Source organism: Labilibaculum euxinicum, assembly GCF_009795715.1.
Taxonomy (GTDB): domain Bacteria; phylum Bacteroidota; class Bacteroidia; order Bacteroidales; family Marinifilaceae; genus Labilibaculum; species Labilibaculum euxinus.
The window spans coordinates 299,768-321,358 of sequence record NZ_WTCR01000001.1 but is presented as its reverse complement, the minus strand read 5'-3'; the positions used below and the strand labels follow the sequence as shown (position 1 = coordinate 321,358).

Here is a 21,591-nt window from a genome sequence, read left to right as displayed (position 1 = left end):
GAAGCTGGAGGCTAAGAGAAAAATATAGTTATGTCAGAGAAATCAGCAGGATATTTAGATATGGAACTTTTACGATTCACCACAGCAGGAAGTGTTGATGACGGTAAGAGTACCCTTATTGGAAGATTATTATATGATAGTAAGGCCATTTTCGAAGATCAAATGGAAGCTATCGAAATCAGCAGTAAAAAAAGAGGTGATGAAGAAGTCGATCTCGCTTTGTTAACAGACGGTTTAAGAGCCGAACGTGAACAAGGAATAACCATTGATGTTGCATACCGTTATTTTGCAACACCAAAACGAAAGTTTATTATTGCCGATACTCCAGGACACATTCAGTATACCCGAAACATGGTTACGGGTGCGTCTACTGCGAATGCCGCATTAATTTTGGTTGATGCACGTAATGGTGTAATTGAACAGACACTTCGTCATTCATACATCGCCAATTTACTGCAAATACCACATATTATTGTGTGTATCAATAAAATGGATTTGGTTGACTATTCGCAAGAGACTTACGATAGAATTAAGGCTGATTACCAAAAAACGATTGTTGATAAATTGAACATTAAAGATGTTCGTTTTATTCCTATCTCGGCAAAATTGGGTGATAATGTGGTGGATGCATCAACTAAAATGGATTGGTATTCCGGTACTCCATTGTTGGATCTTCTGGAAAATATTAAAATCGTTGATGATCGTAATCATGGAGATTCAAGATTACCTGTTCAGTATGTAATTCGTCCGCAATCGGATGAGTTTCACGATTATCGTGGATATGCCGGTAGGGTAGCAAGTGGTGTTTTTCATCCTGGCGATAAGGTTCGGATTTTACCTTCGGGAATTGAAACAACTATTGAGGCTATTGATTCTTTTACCGGAGAACAGGAGGTTGCTTTTACTCCTCAATCAGTAACATTACGATTAAGTGACAATATTGATATTTCAAGAGGAGATATGATTGTTGACGCGAATAATGTACCGAATGTTAGTCAGGAATTTGAGGCAATGCTTTGCTGGATGAATGAACGGGCTATGATGCCTCGTGGAAAGTATACAATTAAGCACACTACCAACGAAACCCGTTGTATGATTCGTGATGTGAAGTTTAAAGTTAATGTTGATACTTTGGATGAAGTAACAGATGATAAAGTAGTTGGGTTAAATGATATTGCGTGCGTATCTTTTAAGGTTGCCAAACCATTGTTTTTCGATTCGTATAAAAAGAACCGTTTAACGGGAAGTTTTATTCTTATTGATGAAGGAACCAATGAAACGGTTGCTGCCGGGATGATCTTATAAAATCCAATTGTTGGATTACAAGATGGCTGAGACAATTGTTTCAGCCATTTTTTTTGCAATAAAAAAGAGGTTGCTATAATAGCAATCTCTTTTAGATATAGTAGTAGTGTTCTTAAAATTTGAATCCAAAGGTCATTCGAACCTGATGGTTTGTATTGTTCAGGCTAACTATATCATTACTGCCTGAGTAAAGAACAAAATCTTCATCGTACTCTTTATATTGATAGGCCATATCGAAGAAGAAGTTGTTTTGTTTAATTCCAAAACCTGCAGAGTAAGTGTTGTAGCCTTCATCAATAAAACTCTTGTAAGGATCTCCGATTTTAGCGTATCCACCGCGTATACTTATATTAGGAGTAAGGCGGTATTCGGCACCAATTCTTAAATTAGAAGTTGAACGGTACGAGTCAGCAATGTCTTGATTTTCGTTCATTAAATCACCTGCATCACTGTCGTTAAATTCGGCATTAGAGTAATCAATCATTTCGTAATCCACGCTAAGTACACCTTTTTGGCCAAATAGGTAGGCCGCACTAAGAATTGTTCTAAACGGAGTTTCAAGATCGTAACTGGTTCTTGATACAAACTCCGATTTGAAGGCATGATATGCATCTCCGTCTTCAGGAAATGCATCAGGAATATTTGGATCAAATTCTGAACTTACTGATGTATCATAGGTTTCGTCAAGATTATAAAATGTAGGAGTATGAATTGCCGCACCCACTCTTAAACTGTTTGTGATTTTATAGATCGCTCCAAATTTAAAATTAACACCAACACCCGATGTTGTCATGTATTCATTAAAAGTAAATTCATTTAATGATGTAATGTTATCAGCAAGAGAAAATTCTGAATAAGAGGTTGTTGATTTGTGGTATAAATCTTGAATGCCAACAGTTGCTCCTAAATACAATTTGTGTCCGTAATTAGCACCAAAAGAGAGTACGTATTCACCAATGTATCCTTTCTCGTCAACACGTTTTTGCTGATCCATACGATCATTTCCGAAGAGTACCGATTGATAATTTAAATCATCATCATTGTTGATGAGATACGTATCGTAAGCAAGTTTTTCTTCAAAAGAGTACAGGTTGTCCGGAGAGTTGCCGGCGGCCAAATCGGCCCACTTATCAAGCAATGAAGTTCCTGAATTTAAATTGAATAAATATCCTTCACGATTGAAATTTGCAATTCGGTTGTAGCCAATTCCAAAGTTGAAATTTTGCCATCCTTTTTCAGGTGCTATTCTAGGAACATAACTAGCTACGTAGCCGACATTGCCTATGGTAAAACTATACTTATCTTCAGAAAAACCATTGTTTTTTGATTCAGTATATTCAATGGAAGGAGTAAATGTAAATTCAGAACTTCTGTAAACACCAATACCTGCAGGATTTATACTTAGGCTTGAAAAGTCGCCTCCTAAAGCGCCAAAAGCGCCGCCCATGGCGGTTGAACGCGCAGTTCCGTTAAATTCTTGTCTCGAATATTTTAGTGCATTATCTACACTCTGAGAATACGAAGTTCCTGCTATTAGGGACAAGATGAGCAAAAAAGTATATCGTTTCATAAAAAAGTATTTTAAAGTAATGTCTTGTGTTATTCTGATCAAAAGTTGCAACCATTCAATTAAGAGAGTAAGCTGAAAAGTTATATCAGATTTAGGGTGATCGTAAATTTGTTTTTGTTGGTTTTTTATATCCACCGGAGTATGGAGAACAAAACTCCGGTGATTATATTTTATCTTCTTCTTGTATTTCCCGAATTGCTTGAATTCGAACTTCCGCTTGATGATCTAGAGCTTCCACTTGATGATCTTATTGAACTTCCTGATGATCCGGAGCTGCTTCTGGAAGAGCGAACCGATGACCCAGATGATCTTCTTGTTCCGCTGTTACTGTAACTGGAATTGGATCTAGAAGAACCTGATCTGTATGATGGTCTGGACGAATTATTTTTCACTTTAGAATAAGACGATCTTGTCGACGATTTTGAATAATTCGATTTGTTCGAATTTGAAGATCGGTTATAAGAAGGTCGTGTATTCGTTTGTGGTTTATTATAACTTGGCGACGAACTTCTACGGGTATTAGAATAACTGTTTCTATTTTGATTGGTATTTCCGTTGGAATAATTACTTCTGGTATTTGTCCTTGTTCTTGTTGCAGGAGTAGTTCCATAAGTAGATCTTCTGCCTGATGTGCCATTTAATACAGTTCTTCTTGTTCCGTAAGAATTTCCATTGCCTGAGCTGTAACGAGCTGCAGCATTACTCCTTCTGATATCATTGGCAACTGAGCTTGTTGATCTTCTGCTTGTACTTACAGTACCAGCTTTCGTGCTTGAAGCCGCAGACCTTCGGGTTGAAGCCGATGCCGCACTTGCGTTTGTTCGTCTGGAGGCACTTGCATTAGTTGCAGTTCCTGCCTTATAATTATTTGATCTTCTTTTTCCATCATAAGTTGAAGAGGCATAATTATGATATCCGTGGTGGCCATAATATCCATGATGCCCGTAGTAACCATAGTGTCCATAGTATGGATAGTAGCTTCCGTAGTAGTGATTTGAGAATCCCCAGCCGAAATTCAAATCCCAATACCAGCTGTCGCCGAAGCCCATGTTAAATCCCCAATAGGAATTATAGCCATAGTTTCCGTATGGATAGTTGTAAGCAAACAGATTACCGTATCTCATTGTGGAATAATTATATCCATTGTAAAAGCGGTAATTTGTCCATGTTGGTGTCCACCATACATTGTTTCCGTCAACGTAAACATTCCAGTCAGGATCTCCGGCCAGCCACATGGCGGTATTGTAACCACTGTTATCGTAGTAACCAAATCCCTGAGGATACATGTCCCGTAAACGTTGAGCTTCTTCCTGATCCCGTTCCGAACCAGAAAATCCACCTAAGTAATAACCAGAATCACCTTCGTAAATCACTGTGTCAACACTACCAATTGACTCATCATTTAATATTTCGGTGTATTTTTGTTGTAATGCATCAAAATTACGATCATCAAGAGCTTCCGATTCCATGTTTGGATTGGTTTTTGTTGATGATTGTGTTGCAGTTGCCGGAGCTAAAGAATTGCTCTTTTGAACAGCAGGGGAATTGGCTTCAACTTTTTGAACTAATAAAGGAGCCTGATTAGGATTGTAATACAAATCATCTTCGTAAACCGCTGTTCCCATATAAGATGGGGAGCAACTGGTTGCAAAGAATGCTGTAATGAGTAGAATTTTTAAATAGGTTTTCATCGCTTGTCCTCCAATAATGAATTATCTAAGATTATTTTTTACTTTTGTAAGGAATTATAACTACCCTAAAAGTAGCAAATACCATACCAAAACGATATATAATGGCAAAAGTTTTAACCAGTAGAAGCGAAAATTACTCGCAATGGTATAATGACTTGGTGATCAAGGCAGATTTAGCAGAAAACTCTCCTGTAAGGGGATGTATGATTATTAAACCTTATGGCTATGCTATTTGGGAAAAGATACAGGCTCAATTGGATAAAATGTTCAAGGAGACAGGTCATCAAAATGCATATTTTCCTCTTTTAATTCCTAAATCATTTTTGAGTAAGGAAGCTGATCATGTGGAAGGTTTTGCAAAGGAATGTGCAGTGGTAACTCATTACCGTTTGAAAAATGATCCGAACGGAAAAGGAGTGATTGTTGATCCGGATGCTAAGTTGGAGGAAGAGTTAATTATTCGGCCAACTTCTGAAACGATTATTTGGAGTACTTATAAAAACTGGATTCAATCGTACCGCGACTTACCAATTCTTTGTAATCAGTGGGCGAATGTTATGCGTTGGGAAATGCGGACCCGTTTATTTTTGCGTACATCAGAATTTTTATGGCAAGAAGGCCATACGGCACATGCAACTAAAGAAGAGGCATTGATCGAGACCAAACAAATGGTTGATATTTACGGTGAATTTGCCGAGAAGTGGATGTCTGTTCCTGTGTTAAAGGGACATAAAACAGAATCTGAGCGTTTTGCAGGAGCATTGGATACTTATTGTATTGAAGCCTTAATGCAGGATGGTAAAGCTCTTCAAGCTGGAACATCTCACTTTTTGGGACAGAATTTTGCAAAAGCATTTGATGTGAAATTTACTAACAAAGAAGGCAAAGAGGATTATGTTTGGGCAACTTCATGGGGTGTTTCAACCCGTTTAATGGGTGCTTTAGTTATGGCTCACTCCGATGATAATGGCTTGGTACTGCCTCCAAAACTGGCTCCAATTCAGGTTGTGATTGTACCCATCTACCGAAAAGCTGAAGAGCTCGAAAAAATATCAGAAACTATAAATCCTATTGTAGCAAAACTAAAAGCCAAAGGCATTTCAGTTAAATTCGATGATAGCGATAATCGCAAACCGGGATGGAAATTTGCTGAATACGAATTAAAGGGTGTACCTGTTCGTTTGGCAATTGGTGCCCGCGATTTGGAGAATGGAACTATCGAGTTGGCCCGTCGTGATACCCTAACAAAAGAAACAGTTTCTATTGAAGGTGTAGAAGATTTGATTGAAAATTTAATGGAAGAAATTCAGAATAGTATTTTCCAGAAAGCATTAGATTTTAGAACAGAAAAAACGACTAAAGTGGATACTTACGAAGAGTTTAAGGAACTTTTGGAAAGCAAAACCGGATTTTTCCTTGCTCACTGGGATGGTACAGCCGAAACAGAAGAGAAAATTCAAACGGAGACAAAAGCAACTATTCGCTGTATTCCTTTCGAAGGAGATGGAGAAGAAGGGATTTGTATGGTAACAGGAAAACCTTCAAAACAACGTGTGGTATTTGCAAAATCCTATTAATTAAGAAAAGTTAAATGTAGATATTATCAAACAGTCATCAGGTATCTGATGACTGTTTTTTTGTATATTTACTTTTCAATTCTAAACAATAACACAATGAATATCTTAAACACAAAAGCTGCTATACTCTCAACAATTATGGACAAAGCTTCATTAAAGCAAGTTGTTTATAAAAATACCAAGGAGATATTTGAGGAATTACGGGCTGTAGTTGAAAATTTAATTGAAGAGTATAATTCAGAATTAGGAGAGGTTGATGAAAATATACTTCTTTCTTTTGAGGACAAAGGAGAATTTGAATATCAAATTAAGATTGCATCCGATATTTTGGTTTTTAGTTTGCATACCAATGTATTTCAATTCAACAGAGATCATAATGTGTGGAAGCAAGCTTACGTGAAAACAGATCCTGATAATGCTTACTCAGGCATTATCAATGTCTATAATTTTTTGGCCGATTCTTTTAAATATACTCGATATGAGGATTTAGGATATTTGGTTGCCCGAATTTTTATCAACAGAGAAAAGCATTACATTGTTGAGGGGAAAAGACAATTGGGTTTGCTGCAAACGGATTTATCGGTTTCTACTGCCGATCATGATAACCTGCGAAACATTGTGGAAACTGCCATTAATTATTCTTTGAATTTCGATTTATTGGTTCCTCCATACGATAATGTGAAGATCATGTCAGTAGGACAGATGTTCGAGAAAATTCAGAATGCAAGAATACCAACGGGTAAACGATTGGGTTTTCAGTTTAAATCCGATGATGTATAACAGTTAAGATTCGCAATAAGAAAACAGGAATCAAATTCATTTTCAAACATCATTTTAGTAATATTGCAACGCTTCACCAAATAGTTTTAGGAAGTGGTTATGTGTGCATTTTTTAATATAAACACCAGATATGAGTGCCTTAATAGAAAAATTTATACGATACGTAAAATTCGATACTCAATCGGATACCGAAACCGGGTTAACTCCCAGTACACCCGGACAAATGTTTTTGGCAAAAGAATTGACCCGGGAATTGGAAGAGATGGGATTGGAAAATATCAGTCTTGACGAGAACGGATACATTATGGCTGTTCTTCCTTCCAATTTGGATCATGAAGTTCCTGCCGTAGGTTTTGTAGCTCATATGGATACAAGTCCTGATTTTTCTGGAAAACATGTGAAGCCTCAGTTTTGGGAAAACTACAATGGCGAAGATATTGTTTTGAATGAAGAAAAGGATATCGTGATGAAAGTTGCTGATTTTCCGGAATTGAAAAAATACAAAGGTCAAACGATAATAACAACGAATGGCATTACGCTGTTGGGGGCGGATGATAAAGCGGGTGTTGCAGAGATCATGACTGCGGTAGAATATCTTACCGAACATCCTGAAATTAAACACGGTTCTGTTCATATTGGCTTTACGCCTGATGAAGAAATTGGAAAAGGGGCTGATTTCTTTAATGTGAAGAAGTTTGGAGCTGAGTTTGCTTATACGCTTGATGGTGGTGAAATTGGCGAGTTGCAGTATGAGAATTTTAATGCTGCATTTGCAAAAATTAGCTTTCAGGGCCGTAATGTTCATCCAGGAATGGCGAAAGACAAAATGATTAACTCGATGTTGATTGCCAATGAATTTCTTACACGTTTACCTGTAGATGAAGTGCCCGACAAAACAGAAGGTTACGAAGGCTTTTACCATTTAATTTCTATGGCGGGAAATGTTGAGAATTCAAACCTTCAATACATTATCCGCGATTTTGAAATGAAGAAGTATGAAGAGAGAAAACAATTTGTACAATCTCTTTGTGATGAATTTTGTGAGAAATATGGTGAGGGAAGTGTAAGCCTGGAAATAACCAATCAGTATTACAATATGCGTGAAAAAATTGAGCCGGTGAAATACATTGTTGATATTGCTGAAGAAGCAATGAAGCAAGTAGGAGTTGAGCCAATGATCATTCCAATTCGTGGAGGAACTGATGGAAGCCGCCTTTCCTATATGGGTTTACCTTGTCCGAATATATTTGCCGGCGGACATAATTTCCATGGAAGATTCGAATACGTTCCGGTAGAATCAATGGAAAAATCGGTAGAAGTAATTCTGAAAATTGTAGAATTAATTTCGAAACGATAACAGAATAAAGTATACAAAGAGAAAGGCAATCGTTTGGTTGCCTTTCTTATTCCATTAGTTTTTCGAACATCCTTCCGCCTAAAAACATGGCTTTTAAAATGGGATGTATCTCTTTTCCCAAATCGGTAAGGCTGTATTCCACTTTAGGCGGAACTTCAGGGTAAACCTTACGGATCACCAAACCATCCTCTTCCAATTCTTTTAGGTTTTTGCTAAGCATTCTGTCGCTGATGTCCGGCAAAAGTTTCACCAATTCATTGTACCGTTTGGTTCCTTGTATCAGATGCAAAATGATGGTTGCTTTTCGTTTTCCTTTAACGAAATTGATAAATGTATCTATTGGACAATCTCCTTTTTTCAAAATAAAAAAGTTTTTACGCGTTGATAATCAGCAATTACGAACAAAATGTTAGTAGCCTGCCAAAGTGTAAGTTCTTGATTAGTAATAAAAATGCTTGTATCTTTGGTACAAGATAAGAATTAAATCAGGATAAGATATGGATACAAAAAGAGAATTTAAAGCACTTCGAATTTACGAAGAAGAAGGGAAATACATTCGAAGAATTGAAAAAAGGAAAATTGAAGATCTTCCGGATGGAGAGGTAATTGTGAGAGTGAAGTATTCTTCTTTGAATTTTAAAGATGCACTTTCTGTATCTGGAAATAAAGGGGTGACACGAAAATATCCGCATACGCCGGGTATTGATGCTGCAGGAGTTGTGGAATATTCAGCGAGTGAAAGGTTTAAAGCCGGCGATGAAGTAATTGTAACCAGCTACGATTTGGGCATGAATACCGATGGTGGTTTTGCAGAATATATTCGGGTGCCGGAATCTTGGGTTGTTGCAATGCCAAAAGAATTGGACTTTAAACAAGCCATGATTTATGGAACTGCTGGATTTACAGCTGCTTTATCGGTGTATCGCTTGTTGTCAGCAGGACAAACTCCAAAAATGGGGCCGGTAGTGGTTACAGGAGCCTTAGGTGGAGTGGGTAGTATTGCTATTAGTATATTGGTTAGTTTAGGCTTTGAAGTAATTGCGGCGACTTTCGAAAACAGTGGTGGTGAAGATGAATTACACGAATTAGGTGTTGCTAGTCGCATTAGTAGTGAAATTACCGATGATCAATCGGGAAGACCATTATTAAAGCCACTTTGGGCTGGAGCCATTGATGTTATTGGTGGAAATACTTTGCATACACTTCTTAAAGCTTGCAAACCATTGGGAAATGTGACCTGTTGTGGTAATGTTGGCTCAGGAGATTTAGCAATGACGGTTTACCCGTTCATTCTAAATGGAATTAGTTTAATTGGTATTGATTCTCAGAATTGCCCAATGGAATTGCGCCAAAAAGTTTGGAACAAGTTGGCTTCCGATTGGAATGTTTACAGCAACAAAGAGCAGGTTATTGAGTCATCTTTAGAAGAATTGGATACCTATATTGATTTAATGTTGGCAAAGAAGAGTCGCGGGAGAGTTATTGTGAAACTATAGTTTTTTAAATATTAAAAGAAAAAAGGCAGCCAATTGGTTGCCTTTTTTGATTTAAAAGCAAATTTGTCTTAGAGGTCTGTAGTAAGAGAGTGCTTTTAATGTATTGTTGTTGGCAATACAAGTCAAATATTTAGCAGAAGAATAGTGATAAAAAAAATAGTTAATCATTTAAAAGTATTGATTATGCAAGTGATTGAAACATTGGAGTCAAGAGTTTTCAGTCTGAAAGCAACTATTTTTTTGTATCTTGCCCCCTAAATTATTGAGGAAATTAGAATGAGTTCAATTCAGGCAATAAGTATAGATAATTTGGGGAGGGATAAATCCCAGCTAAAGCTTGTTGAAGAGGCTGAAAACAAAGCCGTTTTAACTCATTATCTGCATAATTATCAAAATGGTGTGAAAAAGCACTATGAAAAGGATGCTCTGTTAACTCTAAATAATTACTTGGAATGCGAACAGCAAAGCGATAATTTCCCTGTTTTGCTTGAAAATACATTACAACAACTCTTATCTGAAGTTGAAAATGTACCATTCCCAACTCCAAAAAACTACAAGTTTAAATTTATTGATCTTTTTGCCGGTATTGGCGGGTTTAGACTTGCATTGCAAAATGTTGGAGGGAAGTGTATCTATACCAGTGAGTGGAATAGTAATGCTAAAAAGACTTATCGTGCGAATTTTGGAGAGGTACCGTTTGGAGATATAACCAAAGAGAAAAATAAAAATTACATTCCCGATCAATTTGATATTTTATGTGCGGGCTTTCCTTGTCAGGCATTTTCAATTGCCGGGAACCGAAAAGGTTTTGCTGATACCCGGGGGACTTTATTTTTTGATGTGGAACAAATCATTGAAAGGCATCAGCCTAAGGTTGTTTTTCTGGAAAATGTTAAAAATTTGGTTTCCCACGATAAAGGAAATACGTTTAAAGTAATTCTTGAGACTTTAGAAGAAAAGTTAGGATATAAAGTGTTTCACAAAGTTTTAAACACAGCAACACATGCAAATGTTCCTCAAAACAGAGAGCGGATTTTTATTGTAGCTTTTGATCCGAATCAGGTTGAAAATTATTTGAATTTTGAATTTCCCGAAGAGATTAAATTAACAAAGACCATTCACGATTTTATAGAAAAAGGGAAGCAGGATGATATTTATTATTACAAAAAAGATCATAAATATTACCCGGAACTGGAGAGATCAATGATATCGAAAGACACAATTTATCAGTGGCGTAGGGTTTATGTGAGAGAAAATAAAAATAATGTTTGTCCGACCTTAACTGCAAATATGGGTACCGGCGGACATAATGTGCCGCTTATTAAAGATGATTTTGGAATCAGAAAACTTACACCAAAAGAATGCTTTGCATTTCAAGGCTATCCTGTTCATGATTATATCTTGCCCAAGCTAGCGAACAGTAATTTGTATATGCAGGCAGGTAATTCAGTTACAACAAGCTTAATTGAGCGAATCGCTAAGCAAATTTGTATGGTTTTATGATATCATTTGCAGGAAAATAATTAATGAAAACGAATACATATATTGAATTTTGCCAAGATGAATAAAGTACTTTTAAATCAATTAGTTTATTTTAAAAGAGTAAATATCCCTAAATATATAGAAGCTAATATTCAATCAATAGCACTAAAGCATCTTGAATTGTCTGATATGGGCAAATTAAGGGATAGAATGGAAGGGCAGCTATATTATAGTCGGTTGAGAGATGATATATTCTCAGAATATGCTTTTGAGAATATAATTGGTCTGAGGAAATTTGATTGGGATAAACGAACTAAAAAAAATTACAAGAGAAAAAAGTATGTTTTCGAAAATAAGACTCTGAATTTAGTTTTATTCGCGGGCGATTCGTTACCAAAATTCAGTGCTGATCATGTAAGTAATTGCATTTTTGTTCATGTTAATACAGATAGTCGTGTTCTTTTAAGTGGTTTGGCAACAAAGAGTATGATTGATGAAATGACTGTTGAACAGGATTCAAAAATAATTGAGTTTGCTGATTTTAAAGGTTTATTAGAGTACAATTCAATGGAGGAGTTAATCATGAAGATGGAATAAAATGTTATTCTTATTACTTTAGTCTTTAATTGATATTTTGACAAAATACTCGTTTGTATTAAGAAGGTAAATCAAAAAAAATAGGAATGAAAGAAGTTGAAAAGCTATCAGAAAGTACTAATTACAGTGCAGTTAATTTGGGTGATTTAAAAGATATAATGGATTACTCTCTAATACATCCTGCAAGTAAAAACTTAATAGAAGGCAAAGTTTTTTTAAAAGATGCGACTAAAGCAACCGGCACTGAAATTTCGTTTAATTCGCTTCCACCGCAATCTGAGCAATCTTATTTTCACATTCACAGAAAAAATGAAGAAACCTATATAATTATTAAAGGTTCTGGTTTTTTTCAAGTGGACGAAGATTGTTTTAGTATAAAAGAAGGAAGTACAATACGGGTTGCACCGCAAGGGAAACGTGGTATCCGTAATTCTTCTAACGAAACAATGATATATATGGTAATTCAGTCTAAAGAAAATTCTTTGGAAGAGCATACTGTTGCCGATGGAGAAAGGGTTCCTGTTGAACCAAAATGGAGATAAGAACAAATAAGAAATTGTCTAAAGTTGGTGATGGCGCGATGAAAATTCTTCGTAAGCCATATTGCTGATGATAATGGGACAAAAAGCCAAAAAATATCTTCTACGCAAGATGTAGAAGCCGTCCAAACAAAAAATGTCTTCTCTGAATTTCAGAGAAGACATTTAAACAAAATGATCATATTTAGTTTCAGGAAGATCTCCTAAAATTAATATTCACTTCATATCGTATAGCAGTATTTCTTCTATTTTGTAAAGAGAAGAGATTCTACGCATCTTTTCTTTAAATTTGCCACATGCGAAAAAGGATTACTTTCCACATATCCGACACAACAAAATTTAAAGAACAATTGCTTTTTTGGAGCAAGAAGTTTCAGTGCGTATGTATTCTTGACAGTCACGAAGTGAATTTGAAGGAGAATTCGAAAATGGAATACAATACATACGAGTTGGTTGCCGGCATCGATGCCCTTCAAATTATTGAACCGGAGCAGAATTGCTTCGATAGCCTAAAAGCTGAGATTGATTTTGCTAAAGATTGGTGGTTTGGTTATTTGGGTTATGATCTTAAAAATGAGATTGAGAATTTAAGTTCAGACAATCAGGATGGACTGGACATTTCGCAAATGAATTTTTTTCGTCCGTGTTGGGTGTTTCTTTTGGATGTGGATACTTTATTGGTTCATTATTTCGAAGAGGAATTTTCCGAAGAGGATATTTATAATTTGGTCATGAATATTCAGAATATATCTGTACCAAAAGAGAAAGAGGTTACTGTTGCGGAAATAAAATACAGAATCAGCCGGGAAGAGTATTTAAAAGCAATCAGGCAATTGAAGGAACACATCCGAATAGGCGATATATACGAAGTCAATTTTTGTCAGGAATTTTATGCGGAGGATACTTATATCCGGCCAAGGCAAATGTTTCGAAAATTAATGAAGGTTTCGCCTACGCCATATTCATGTTTTTACCGAATGGGAGAGAAGTATTTGTTATCGGCAAGTCCGGAACGATATCTTAAAAAAGTGGGGCGGAAAATTATATCTCAACCCATTAAGGGAACAGCTAAAAGAGGTGCGAATGAAGAAGAAGATAAGTTCATTAAAGAGAATTTATTTTCTGATGCTAAGGAGAGAGCCGAGAACATCATGATAGTGGATTTAGTTCGCAACGATTTGTCGAGAACTGCAGCAAAGGACTCTGTGATTGTTGAGGAATTGTGCGGTATTTATACATTTCCGCAGGTTCATCAAATGATATCTACCATAGTTTCGGAGCTGAAAGAAGATGTTCATTTTGTAGAAGCAATTCGTCAGACTTTCCCAATGGGATCGATGACCGGTGCGCCTAAGGTTAGAGCTATGAAATTGATTGAGAAATACGAATCAACCAAAAGAGGACTGTTTTCCGGAGCAGTTGGTTATGTCACTCCTGATGGTGATTTTGATTTTAATGTGGTAATTCGAAGTATTCAGTATAATGCAATGAACCATTACCTGTCTTTTATGGTTGGTGGGGCTATCACCATGCAGTCAAATCCTGAAAAGGAATATGAGGAATGTATGTTGAAGGCAAAAGCCATTATGAAAGTGTTAAAAGAGTAAGGGATTTTTTATCTTTAAACTTTGAGCAAAAACTCATTGGTTACAATTAAATACTATTTGATGCAACGTAAAATTGTTCGTTTTGTAGAAGAGGAAAATTTATTTTATCGCGACGAAAAAATCTTGGTTGCGGTAAGTGGTGGAGTAGATTCCGTTGTTTTGCTTGATCTTCTTTGCAAAATGGAAGTAGAGTGTGGGGTTGCTCATTGTAATTTTCATTTGCGGGACGAGGAATCAGATGGCGACTTTGAGTTTGTGAAGAATTTGGCCAAAGAGAAAGGTTTGGCGTTTTACTCGATAGATTTTGACACTAAAAAGTATGCTGCGGAGAATAAAATTTCTATCGAAATGGCTGCTCGCGACCTGCGTTACAATTGGTTTGAACAGGTAAGAGAAGCTTCTGAATACAAATACATTGCTGTTGGCCATCATGCTGATGATGTTGCAGAAACAGTGCTGATAAATTTAGCTCGCGGGACGGGGATTCATGGTTTATCGGGAATTAAGCCGAAGTTAGGTAAGATTGTGCGTCCACTGCTGCCATTTCCGCGTAAGCAGTTGCTTGAGTATGCAAAAAAGAATTCTATTGATTTTCGTGAGGACAGAACAAATGCGGAAACCGATTATGTGCGGAATAAAATCCGCCATCAGATAATGCCTGTATTGGAGGAGATTAATCCGGCCATTCGTGCTACCATGACCGAGAATGTGCAGCGTTTTCGTGAAGTAGAACAGATTTACAACAGGGTAATTGAACAGAACCGTTTGCACTTGGTTTTTACACGGGAGAATCAGTTGTTAATTTCAATTCCTAAGTTGAAAGAGCTTTTGGCTCCTGTGTCTCATTTGTACGAACTGCTTTCTCCATATGGCTTTCATCATCGTGATGTTCGCAAAATTGCGGAATCTATTCATGGAATTTCCGGTAAGTTGTTTTCTTCGGCAAGCCATCAATTGTTGCGCGATCGGGAATATTTAATTCTTACGGAGATTTCAGAAGGAAATAATAATGAATATTTAATTGCGGATGAGGAAGTTAAACTTAAATTACCAGTAGAGCTAAAGATTTCATTTTTGGATCGAACGCCCGGATTTCAATTCCCCAACAGCACTAAAATTGCCTGCTTTGATGCGAATAAACTTCAGTTCCCGCTTCAGTTGAGGAAATGGAAAGAAGGAGATTATTTTCATCCTATCGGTATGAAGGGTAAGAAGAAGATTTCCGATTTCTTTATCGATCAAAAGTTCTCTCTTCAGGAGAAAGAGAACACCTGGTTGTTGTTGTCAGGCACTAAAATTGTATGGGTTGTTGGGCACCGCATGGATGATCGATTTAAGATTACAGGCAACACCACCAAGATATATCGATTGGAGTTGGAGTAGCTTCTAAAAAGAACTTGTCCATTATTGAACAAGCTCTTTTGTTTAGTCTTAGTTTTAAGCCTCAACTTTTTGAAGTAAGCTTTCTTTTAAATTTTTGAGTAATGCTTTTTTTACTTTGCGTGGTTTTTCAGCACTAATTTCTTCCAGAGCAATTAGTGCAAGATTACCAATTTCGAAAAGACCAACAGGATTTTTGTCGAAGTTGTAGCTGCCAATTACATACTCTAATTTTGATTTAAGTTCGTTGTATGCATCGTTTCCAGGTTTATTCAAACATTCCAATGCTTCCTGACAAACATCTCTAAGTTCTTCATTTTTAATATCCATAGCTTTCGGGTTAAATCGTTAATATCTATCTAATTTACGAAATCATTCATTTATTAGAGTTATTTGTATGTTAGCTTTTTATTTCTAATTTATATAGATCAATATTTACCTTGTCGAAATTGTTTTCGTCATTGATAAAAATCGTTTGCACTATTGATAAATGAAGTTGTAGGGGTGGTTTTTCAGTATTTTATAGTTTGTGCTTACTTCAATTTACGGGTAAATCTTAAAAAGAGAAAGCACAGCTAATAGCCGTGCTTTTCTTTAAAAGTGTGTTATAATTTTAATTTACAATGGAATGTTACCATGTTTTTTCGGTGGATTCTGTTCGCTTTTGTTTGCACACATATCCAAAGCCTGTACCAATTTGTGGCGGGTTTGTTTGGGTTGAATAATTTCATCAATATATCCCAATTCTGCAGCTTTGTACGGATTGGCAAACTTATCACGGTAATCTTCAATAGCATCTGCTCTTTCCGATTCTGTAAGTCCTTTGTGCATAATATTAACAGCTCCTTCGGCGCCCATAACGGCAATTTCGCCGGTTGGATAGGAATAATTAATATCTGCCCCAATGTGCTTCGAAGCCATTACATCATAAGCACCACCGTATGCTTTACGGGTGATTAAAGTTATTTTTGGCACAGTGGCTTCTGCGAAAGCATATAATAGCTTAGCGCCATGCTTAATAATACCACCAAATTCCTGAGCAGTTCCCGGAAGGAAACCAGGCACATCCACGAAAGTGATTAAAGGAATGTTAAAAGCATCGCAGAAACGCACAAACCTGGCTGCCTTAACAGAGCTGTTGATATCTAAAACGCCAGCCATAAAAGCTGGATTATTAGCTACAATTCCCACGGGTTTTCCGCTCAATCTGGCAAAACCAATGCATATGTTTTGTGCATATAGCGGCATTACTTCAAAAAAGTTGTGATCATCTACAACCGTCTCGATAATATCTTTGATGTTGTATGGTTTGTTGGGATCAACAGGAACCATAGTTTGAAGTTTCTCATCTTCGCGGTGAATATTGTCGGTACAAGGCTTTATTGGCGGATCTTCCATGTTATTTGACGGAAGAAAACCAATCAGCTCACGAAGCATCATCATGGCTTGTTCGTCGTTATCGGCAGTAAAATGCGCAACGCCACTTTTAGAATTGTGAGTTATTGCTCCACCTAGTTCTTCTTTGGTAACTTCTTCGTGTGTAACTGTTTTTATCACATCGGGTCCGGTTACAAACATATAACTTGTATCCTTCACCATCATAATAAAATCGGTAAGAGCAGGAGAGTAGACTGCACCGCCTGCACATGGACCCATAATGGCAGAAATCTGCGGTATTACTCCGGAACCTCTTACATTCTGATAAAAGATATCAGCATATCCGGCTAAACTCTGCACGCCTTCCTGAATTCGGGCTCCTCCTGAGTCATTCAAACCAATAATAGGAGCGCCCATTTTCATGGCTAATTTGGTGATTTTAACAATTTTATCGGCGTTGGCACTACTCAACGAACCACCAAAAACAGTAAAGTCCTGGGCGAAAACATAAACCAAACGACTATCGATTTTGCCATAGCCACAAACAACACCATCGCCAAGTATTTTGTTTTTCTCCATACCAAAATCGGTAGAACGGTGCGTAACCATTTTGTCTACTTCCACGAAAGTTTCGGGATCCATAAGATCCATGATTCTCTCTCTGGCAGTTTTTTTACCACCAGCATGATGTTTTGCAATTCTATCTTGTCCGCCACCAGCTTCGGCGGCTTTATTTAATTCTTCAAACTTTTTAATTTTGTCTTCAAGTGTCAACATTTCTTTATAATTATAAATTTTGAATGATAAATTATGAATATCTTTTCAAGTTGGGGAATTCATAAGTTAATACCCATAATTGTTAATTCGTAATTTTACTTAGTCAATAAACACTAAAGGTTGATTTCCGTCGATGATATCCTCTTCATGAACATAGATTTCTTTTACAATACCATCTTTCATGGCTTTGTATTCGCTCTCCATTTTCATTGCTGATACAATAATTACGGTGTCTCCCTTTTTCACTTCGCTTCCCAATTCAACAGGAATCTTTACTACTTTTCCCGGCATTGGTGAGGTGATTGTACTCTCTGTTGCTTCAAGGTTACCCGAATTTCTTGCTTGCAGATATTTGGTTTCAGCATCGATAATTTCCGCATCATAGGAATGGTAAAATGTGTTGACTGAATACTTTTTTGAAGAATCAGTTTCAATTAATTCCACATTATAGGAGCGACCTTTATATAGAACGGAGTACACGCCATTTTCAACCTGCAGCATATCCAGATTGTACTCTTTTGAGTCAACCATTATTTTGATTTGATTTCCCTCTTCGGCTAAAAGTTCAACTTTTGCCAAGCGTTCGCCCAATTTTATTTCAATTGCCATTTTATTATTTTTTTGTTTGTCCTTTAGTTTTCACTTGCTCTAAACATTCCCCTTCTGCGTCCAAATTCTTTCCACTTGCTTTGCAGTGATGATTTTGGACAAATTTGAGTGTTTTTCAGTTTGTTGTGATAATTGATAAAGGCGGTAACTATGGCCAGATCTTCAAAAGACTGCTTTGCTTCATCAGAAGCAAGAAGAAAATCTTTGTTATTTTGAATAAAGTGAGTATCGTAGGTGCCGTTTCTAAAGTCAGGGCAATCCATTATTTTTTCAAGATATTTGATTGAGGTTTTTACGCCGGTAATTTTGTATTCGAAAAGTGCCCGCCGCATTCGTTCGATCGCTTCCTCTCTTGTTTTGGCCCAAACAATTAGTTTGGAAATCATTGGATCGTAATGAATTGGAATTTCATATCCTTCATAAACGTAGCCGTCGGTTCTAACTCCTAAGCCCATTGGCTCGGTAATGTGGGTAATCACACCCGGACTCGGCATAAAGTTATTATCGGTATCTTCCGCATAAATTCTGCATTCGATTGCATGTCCGAACTGAAAAATATCTTCTTGTTTCATTTTCAATTCTTGTCCTTCGGCAATTAAAATTTGTTGTTTCACAAGATCGTATCCGGTTACCCTTTCGGTGATAGGATGCTCGACTTGTAATCGAGTATTCATTTCAAGGAAATAGTAGTTGTGATCATTATCTACCAGAAACTCAATGGTGCCTGCTCCATGATAATTAACTGCTTTAGCGGCTGCAACAGCATGTTCTCCCATTTGAGCTCTTAACTCAGAAGTCATTAGCGGAGAGGGCGTTTCTTCTACCACTTTCTGGTGTCGTCTTTGAACGGAGCATTCTCTTTCGCAAAGATGAATTACATTGCCATGTTTGTCACCAAGGATCTGAAACTCGATGTGATGAGGAGAAGAAATGTATTTTTCGATGTAAACAGCGTCATCACCAAATGATGCCATGGCTTCCGATTTAGCAGCTCTTAGCCCTTCCAGAATATTCTCTTCTTTGTCGATCATTCGCATTCCTTTTCCACCACCTCCGGCTGAAGCTTTAATCATTACCGGTAAACCAATTTCCCGAACCGTTTTAAGTATTGTCGATTCATCTTTTAGGTTTTCTTTAGTCCCCGGAACTACAGGAACACCACTCTTAATCATGGTTTGTCGAGCGGTAATTTTGTCCCCCATTGTTGCAATTACTTCGGGAGTTGGACCTATAAAAATGATACCTTCTTTTTCGCAGCGTTTTGAAAATTCAGCATTTTCGCTTAAAAATCCATAACCAGGATGAATGGCGTCAGCCTTTACCAGTTTTGCTGCGTTTATTATTTTATCAATATTTAAATAACTTTCGGCTGATGTGGCAGCTCCGATATGAATTGCCTGATCGGCATATCGCACATGCATAGATGTTCGATCGACATCGGAGTAAACAGCAACAGAAAGAATTCCCAATTCTCTGCATGATCGCATAACACGCAGAGCAATTTCTCCTCGATTTGCAACAAGGACTTTTGAAATCTTCTTGATCATATTTTGGTCTTCGTTTAAAAGCCTGTAAAGGCTTTGTTTTTAATCAACTAATCCATCTGATAGTTAGAAAAATATTTTTCCAAAAAGAATAATATACAGCATGGATGTGTTGTAGAACATCTAAATGTAATCAAAATTTCGAAGTTTTCAAGTAATTAAATATAAAGATGTGTGCATGTGATGATCATAAATCACACATGCTTTGGCGTGATTAAATTAACTGAAGATCAGCAGTTTGCGGGGGTAGTGTTTGGCAGTGTGAGAATTTCAGTTCAAAAAAATCGTAAAATGGGTGAAAACCGCCAATTATGTTGCAGAACAAGGATTGTATTTGTAAGAAATTATGGAATTTAAGCAATAATATGCATGAAAACGAGGAGTTTTTAAGTCGTATTTACAAATATTATTTTTGCCAAATGAATATTTGAAACCGGAGAGTGACTTAGTTTTTGTTTTTCACCTCTCCGCCAAATTCGAAACCAAGGCTTTCCAGTTCTTTTTTTATGATTTGTAAATCGATATTATTTCCCTCTAACTGCAAAAGTTTTTGTTCCAGATTTACTTCTGCCAGAGTAATGTTTTTCATGGCTCCAATGTGTTTTTCCACACTGTTTTTACAATGATTACAGCTCATCCCATTCACTATTACCAGTTTTTTATTAACAGCTATTTCAGGATCAGTTGATTTAAGCTTGTTTTTGCCGGAAATATATTTTTGTAAATAGCCATTGATAATCAATAGAACTAATGCAATACTGCTTCCCCATCTTAGCCAGTCGGGAAGCATCCAATGTCCTTCATGTGCCCCCATATGATCATGCAATGCGCCCATAGTAAACCATTCTCTGGGGAAAACATTATCGATTAACAGTCCAAAAAGCAGTGCGCCGGTAACAATTGACAGTAAGTAGGACCACATTGTTTTTTTGCCCAGAACTTTATTTAGTACGGTAATGGTTGCGGCATTGGTTGCCGGACCGGCCATTAAGAATACCAAGGCAGCACCGGGAGAAATGCCTTTCATCATTAGGATAGCAGCCACTGGTACCGATGAAGTTGCGCAAATATACAGAGGGATAGATGCCACAAGAATTACCAGCATACCAATAAAATCATTTCCAATATAAGCAGAGAAAAAATCGTCTGGAATTAGTACTGAAATTACAGCAGCCAAAAGAAGTCCAATAATTAACCACTTCGAAATGTCCTGCAGAAAATCTACAAAAGCATATTTGAACATGGTATAGAGTGGTGATTTTTTCTTTTTAGTTTCTGTATTGCATTCTCCATTACATCCGCAGTCCGATTCTTTTTCGGTAGAGCAGCAAGAATCCGTGTTTTGTACGGGAATTTCCTTCTCATCTTTATCAAAATGATTGGTGAGCATTCCGCCAAACAGTCCGGTTAATAATGCTATAAAGGGACGAATGATTGCAAAAGGTAAGCCTAATAAGGAATAAGTAACTAAAATTGAGTCTACACCAGTTTGGGGAGTTGAGATCAGAAATGATACAGATGAACCTTTGGAAGCGCCGCTCTTATAAAATGAAATACCGGTAGGGATAACTCCGCAAGAGCACAATGGAAGTGGAATACCCAGAAGTGCGGCATATAAAACGGATTTTCCGTTTTTCTGACCTAAATATTTGTCGATAAATTTCTGCGGAAATGCTACTTTCAAAATTCCTGCAAATAAAAAACCAAGCATTAAGTAGGGGGACATCTCGTTTAAGATATCTATAAAATCTATAAAAAACTGATTGATATATTCCATAGTTGAGCTTCTCTTTAGTATCCGAAATGCTATAAGTAAATAGCGAATCCGGAGCTTTTTCAGACTCAAAAGTATTAAAATATTGGATATATATATAGAGTATATCAGTAATAAAAGAGCTGACAG

Annotated in this window: 18 protein-coding genes; 10 read left to right on the top strand and 8 right to left on the bottom strand. The window is 36.9% G+C overall.

The window, feature by feature from the left end; all coding sequences use genetic code 11:
• Positions 1-30: 30 nt before the first annotated feature.
• Positions 31-1,305: a sulfate adenylyltransferase subunit 1 gene (locus GQR60_RS01205; RefSeq protein ID WP_124991192.1), complete on the top strand. Its 1,275-nt coding sequence runs from the start codon at positions 31-33 to the stop codon at positions 1,303-1,305.
• A gap of 112 nt (positions 1,306-1,417) precedes the next feature.
• On the opposite strand, the gene GQR60_RS01200 is transcribed toward GQR60_RS01205, so the two are convergent.
• Positions 1,418-2,875, bottom strand: coding sequence for an OmpP1/FadL family transporter (locus tag GQR60_RS01200; RefSeq protein WP_124991191.1), 1,458 nt, complete (start codon positions 2,873-2,875; stop codon positions 1,418-1,420).
• Between the two features lie 170 nt (positions 2,876-3,045).
• Complete coding sequence (locus GQR60_RS01195; protein WP_124991190.1) at positions 3,046-4,566, bottom strand: hypothetical protein; 1,521 nt, start codon at positions 4,564-4,566, stop codon at positions 3,046-3,048.
• A gap of 101 nt (positions 4,567-4,667) precedes the next feature.
• Here GQR60_RS01195 and proS point away from each other — a divergent pair, with 101 nt between their 5' ends.
• From proS to pepT, 3 genes are all read left to right on the top strand, one after another.
• Entirely contained in the window at positions 4,668-6,143 is a 1,476-nt protein-coding gene (proS, locus tag GQR60_RS01190; protein WP_124991189.1) for a proline--tRNA ligase, read from the top strand.
• A 96-nt stretch (positions 6,144-6,239) separates the two neighbouring features.
• Positions 6,240-6,923 carry a hypothetical protein gene (locus tag GQR60_RS01185; protein ID WP_124991188.1) on the top strand — a complete coding sequence of 228 codons (684 nt, stop codon included), beginning with the start codon at positions 6,240-6,242 and terminating at the stop codon, positions 6,921-6,923.
• A 130-nt stretch (positions 6,924-7,053) separates the two neighbouring features.
• Entirely contained in the window at positions 7,054-8,280 is a 1,227-nt protein-coding gene (gene pepT / locus GQR60_RS01180) for a peptidase T (protein WP_124991187.1), read from the top strand.
• A gap of 46 nt (positions 8,281-8,326) precedes the next feature.
• Here pepT and GQR60_RS01175 read toward each other — a convergent pair whose 3' ends face one another.
• On the bottom strand, positions 8,327-8,641 hold the full coding sequence (locus GQR60_RS01175) for a winged helix-turn-helix transcriptional regulator (RefSeq protein WP_124991186.1): 315 nt from the start codon (positions 8,639-8,641) through the stop codon (positions 8,327-8,329).
• Positions 8,642-8,777: 136 nt separating this feature from the next.
• Here GQR60_RS01175 and GQR60_RS01170 point away from each other — a divergent pair, with 136 nt between their 5' ends.
• From GQR60_RS01170 to tilS, 6 genes are all read left to right on the top strand, one after another.
• The gene (locus GQR60_RS01170) at positions 8,778-9,776 is read left to right on the top strand and encodes a YhdH/YhfP family quinone oxidoreductase (protein ID WP_124991185.1); all 999 of its coding nucleotides are present in this window, start codon (positions 8,778-8,780) and stop codon (positions 9,774-9,776) included.
• A 276-nt stretch (positions 9,777-10,052) separates the two neighbouring features.
• Positions 10,053-11,279, top strand: a complete 1,227-nt coding sequence (gene dcm / locus GQR60_RS01165; RefSeq protein WP_124991184.1) for a DNA cytosine methyltransferase — start codon at positions 10,053-10,055, stop codon at positions 11,277-11,279.
• Between the two features lie 57 nt (positions 11,280-11,336).
• Positions 11,337-11,855 carry a hypothetical protein gene (locus tag GQR60_RS01160; protein WP_124991183.1) on the top strand — a complete coding sequence of 173 codons (519 nt, stop codon included), beginning with the start codon at positions 11,337-11,339 and terminating at the stop codon, positions 11,853-11,855.
• 86 nt (positions 11,856-11,941) lie between these two features.
• Positions 11,942-12,397 carry a cupin domain-containing protein gene (locus GQR60_RS01155; protein WP_124991182.1) on the top strand — a complete coding sequence of 152 codons (456 nt, stop codon included), beginning with the start codon at positions 11,942-11,944 and terminating at the stop codon, positions 12,395-12,397.
• Positions 12,398-12,690: 293 nt separating this feature from the next.
• A complete protein-coding gene (gene pabB, locus GQR60_RS01150) occupies positions 12,691-14,001 on the top strand; it encodes an aminodeoxychorismate synthase component I (protein ID WP_124991181.1) in 1,311 nt (436 codons plus the stop codon).
• Positions 14,002-14,061: 60 nt separating this feature from the next.
• Positions 14,062-15,384, top strand: coding sequence for a tRNA lysidine(34) synthetase TilS (gene tilS, locus GQR60_RS01145; RefSeq protein ID WP_124991180.1), 1,323 nt, complete (start codon positions 14,062-14,064; stop codon positions 15,382-15,384).
• Positions 15,385-15,438: 54 nt separating this feature from the next.
• Here tilS and GQR60_RS01140 read toward each other — a convergent pair whose 3' ends face one another.
• From GQR60_RS01140 to GQR60_RS01120, 5 genes are all read right to left on the bottom strand, one after another.
• A complete protein-coding gene (locus GQR60_RS01140) occupies positions 15,439-15,711 on the bottom strand; it encodes a hypothetical protein (RefSeq protein WP_101310556.1) in 273 nt (90 codons plus the stop codon).
• Positions 15,712-15,999: 288 nt separating this feature from the next.
• On the bottom strand, positions 16,000-17,535 hold the full coding sequence (locus tag GQR60_RS01135) for an acyl-CoA carboxylase subunit beta (RefSeq protein ID WP_124991179.1): 1,536 nt from the start codon (positions 17,533-17,535) through the stop codon (positions 16,000-16,002).
• Between the two features lie 99 nt (positions 17,536-17,634).
• On the bottom strand, positions 17,635-18,144 hold the full coding sequence (locus GQR60_RS01130; protein ID WP_124991178.1) for a biotin/lipoyl-containing protein: 510 nt from the start codon (positions 18,142-18,144) through the stop codon (positions 17,635-17,637).
• A gap of 23 nt (positions 18,145-18,167) precedes the next feature.
• A complete protein-coding gene (gene accC, locus GQR60_RS01125) occupies positions 18,168-19,691 on the bottom strand; it encodes an acetyl-CoA carboxylase biotin carboxylase subunit (protein ID WP_124991177.1) in 1,524 nt (507 codons plus the stop codon).
• A 442-nt stretch (positions 19,692-20,133) separates the two neighbouring features.
• Positions 20,134-21,465 carry an SO_0444 family Cu/Zn efflux transporter gene (locus GQR60_RS01120; RefSeq protein ID WP_124991176.1) on the bottom strand — a complete coding sequence of 444 codons (1,332 nt, stop codon included), beginning with the start codon at positions 21,463-21,465 and terminating at the stop codon, positions 20,134-20,136.
• Positions 21,466-21,591: the final 126 nt, after the last annotated feature.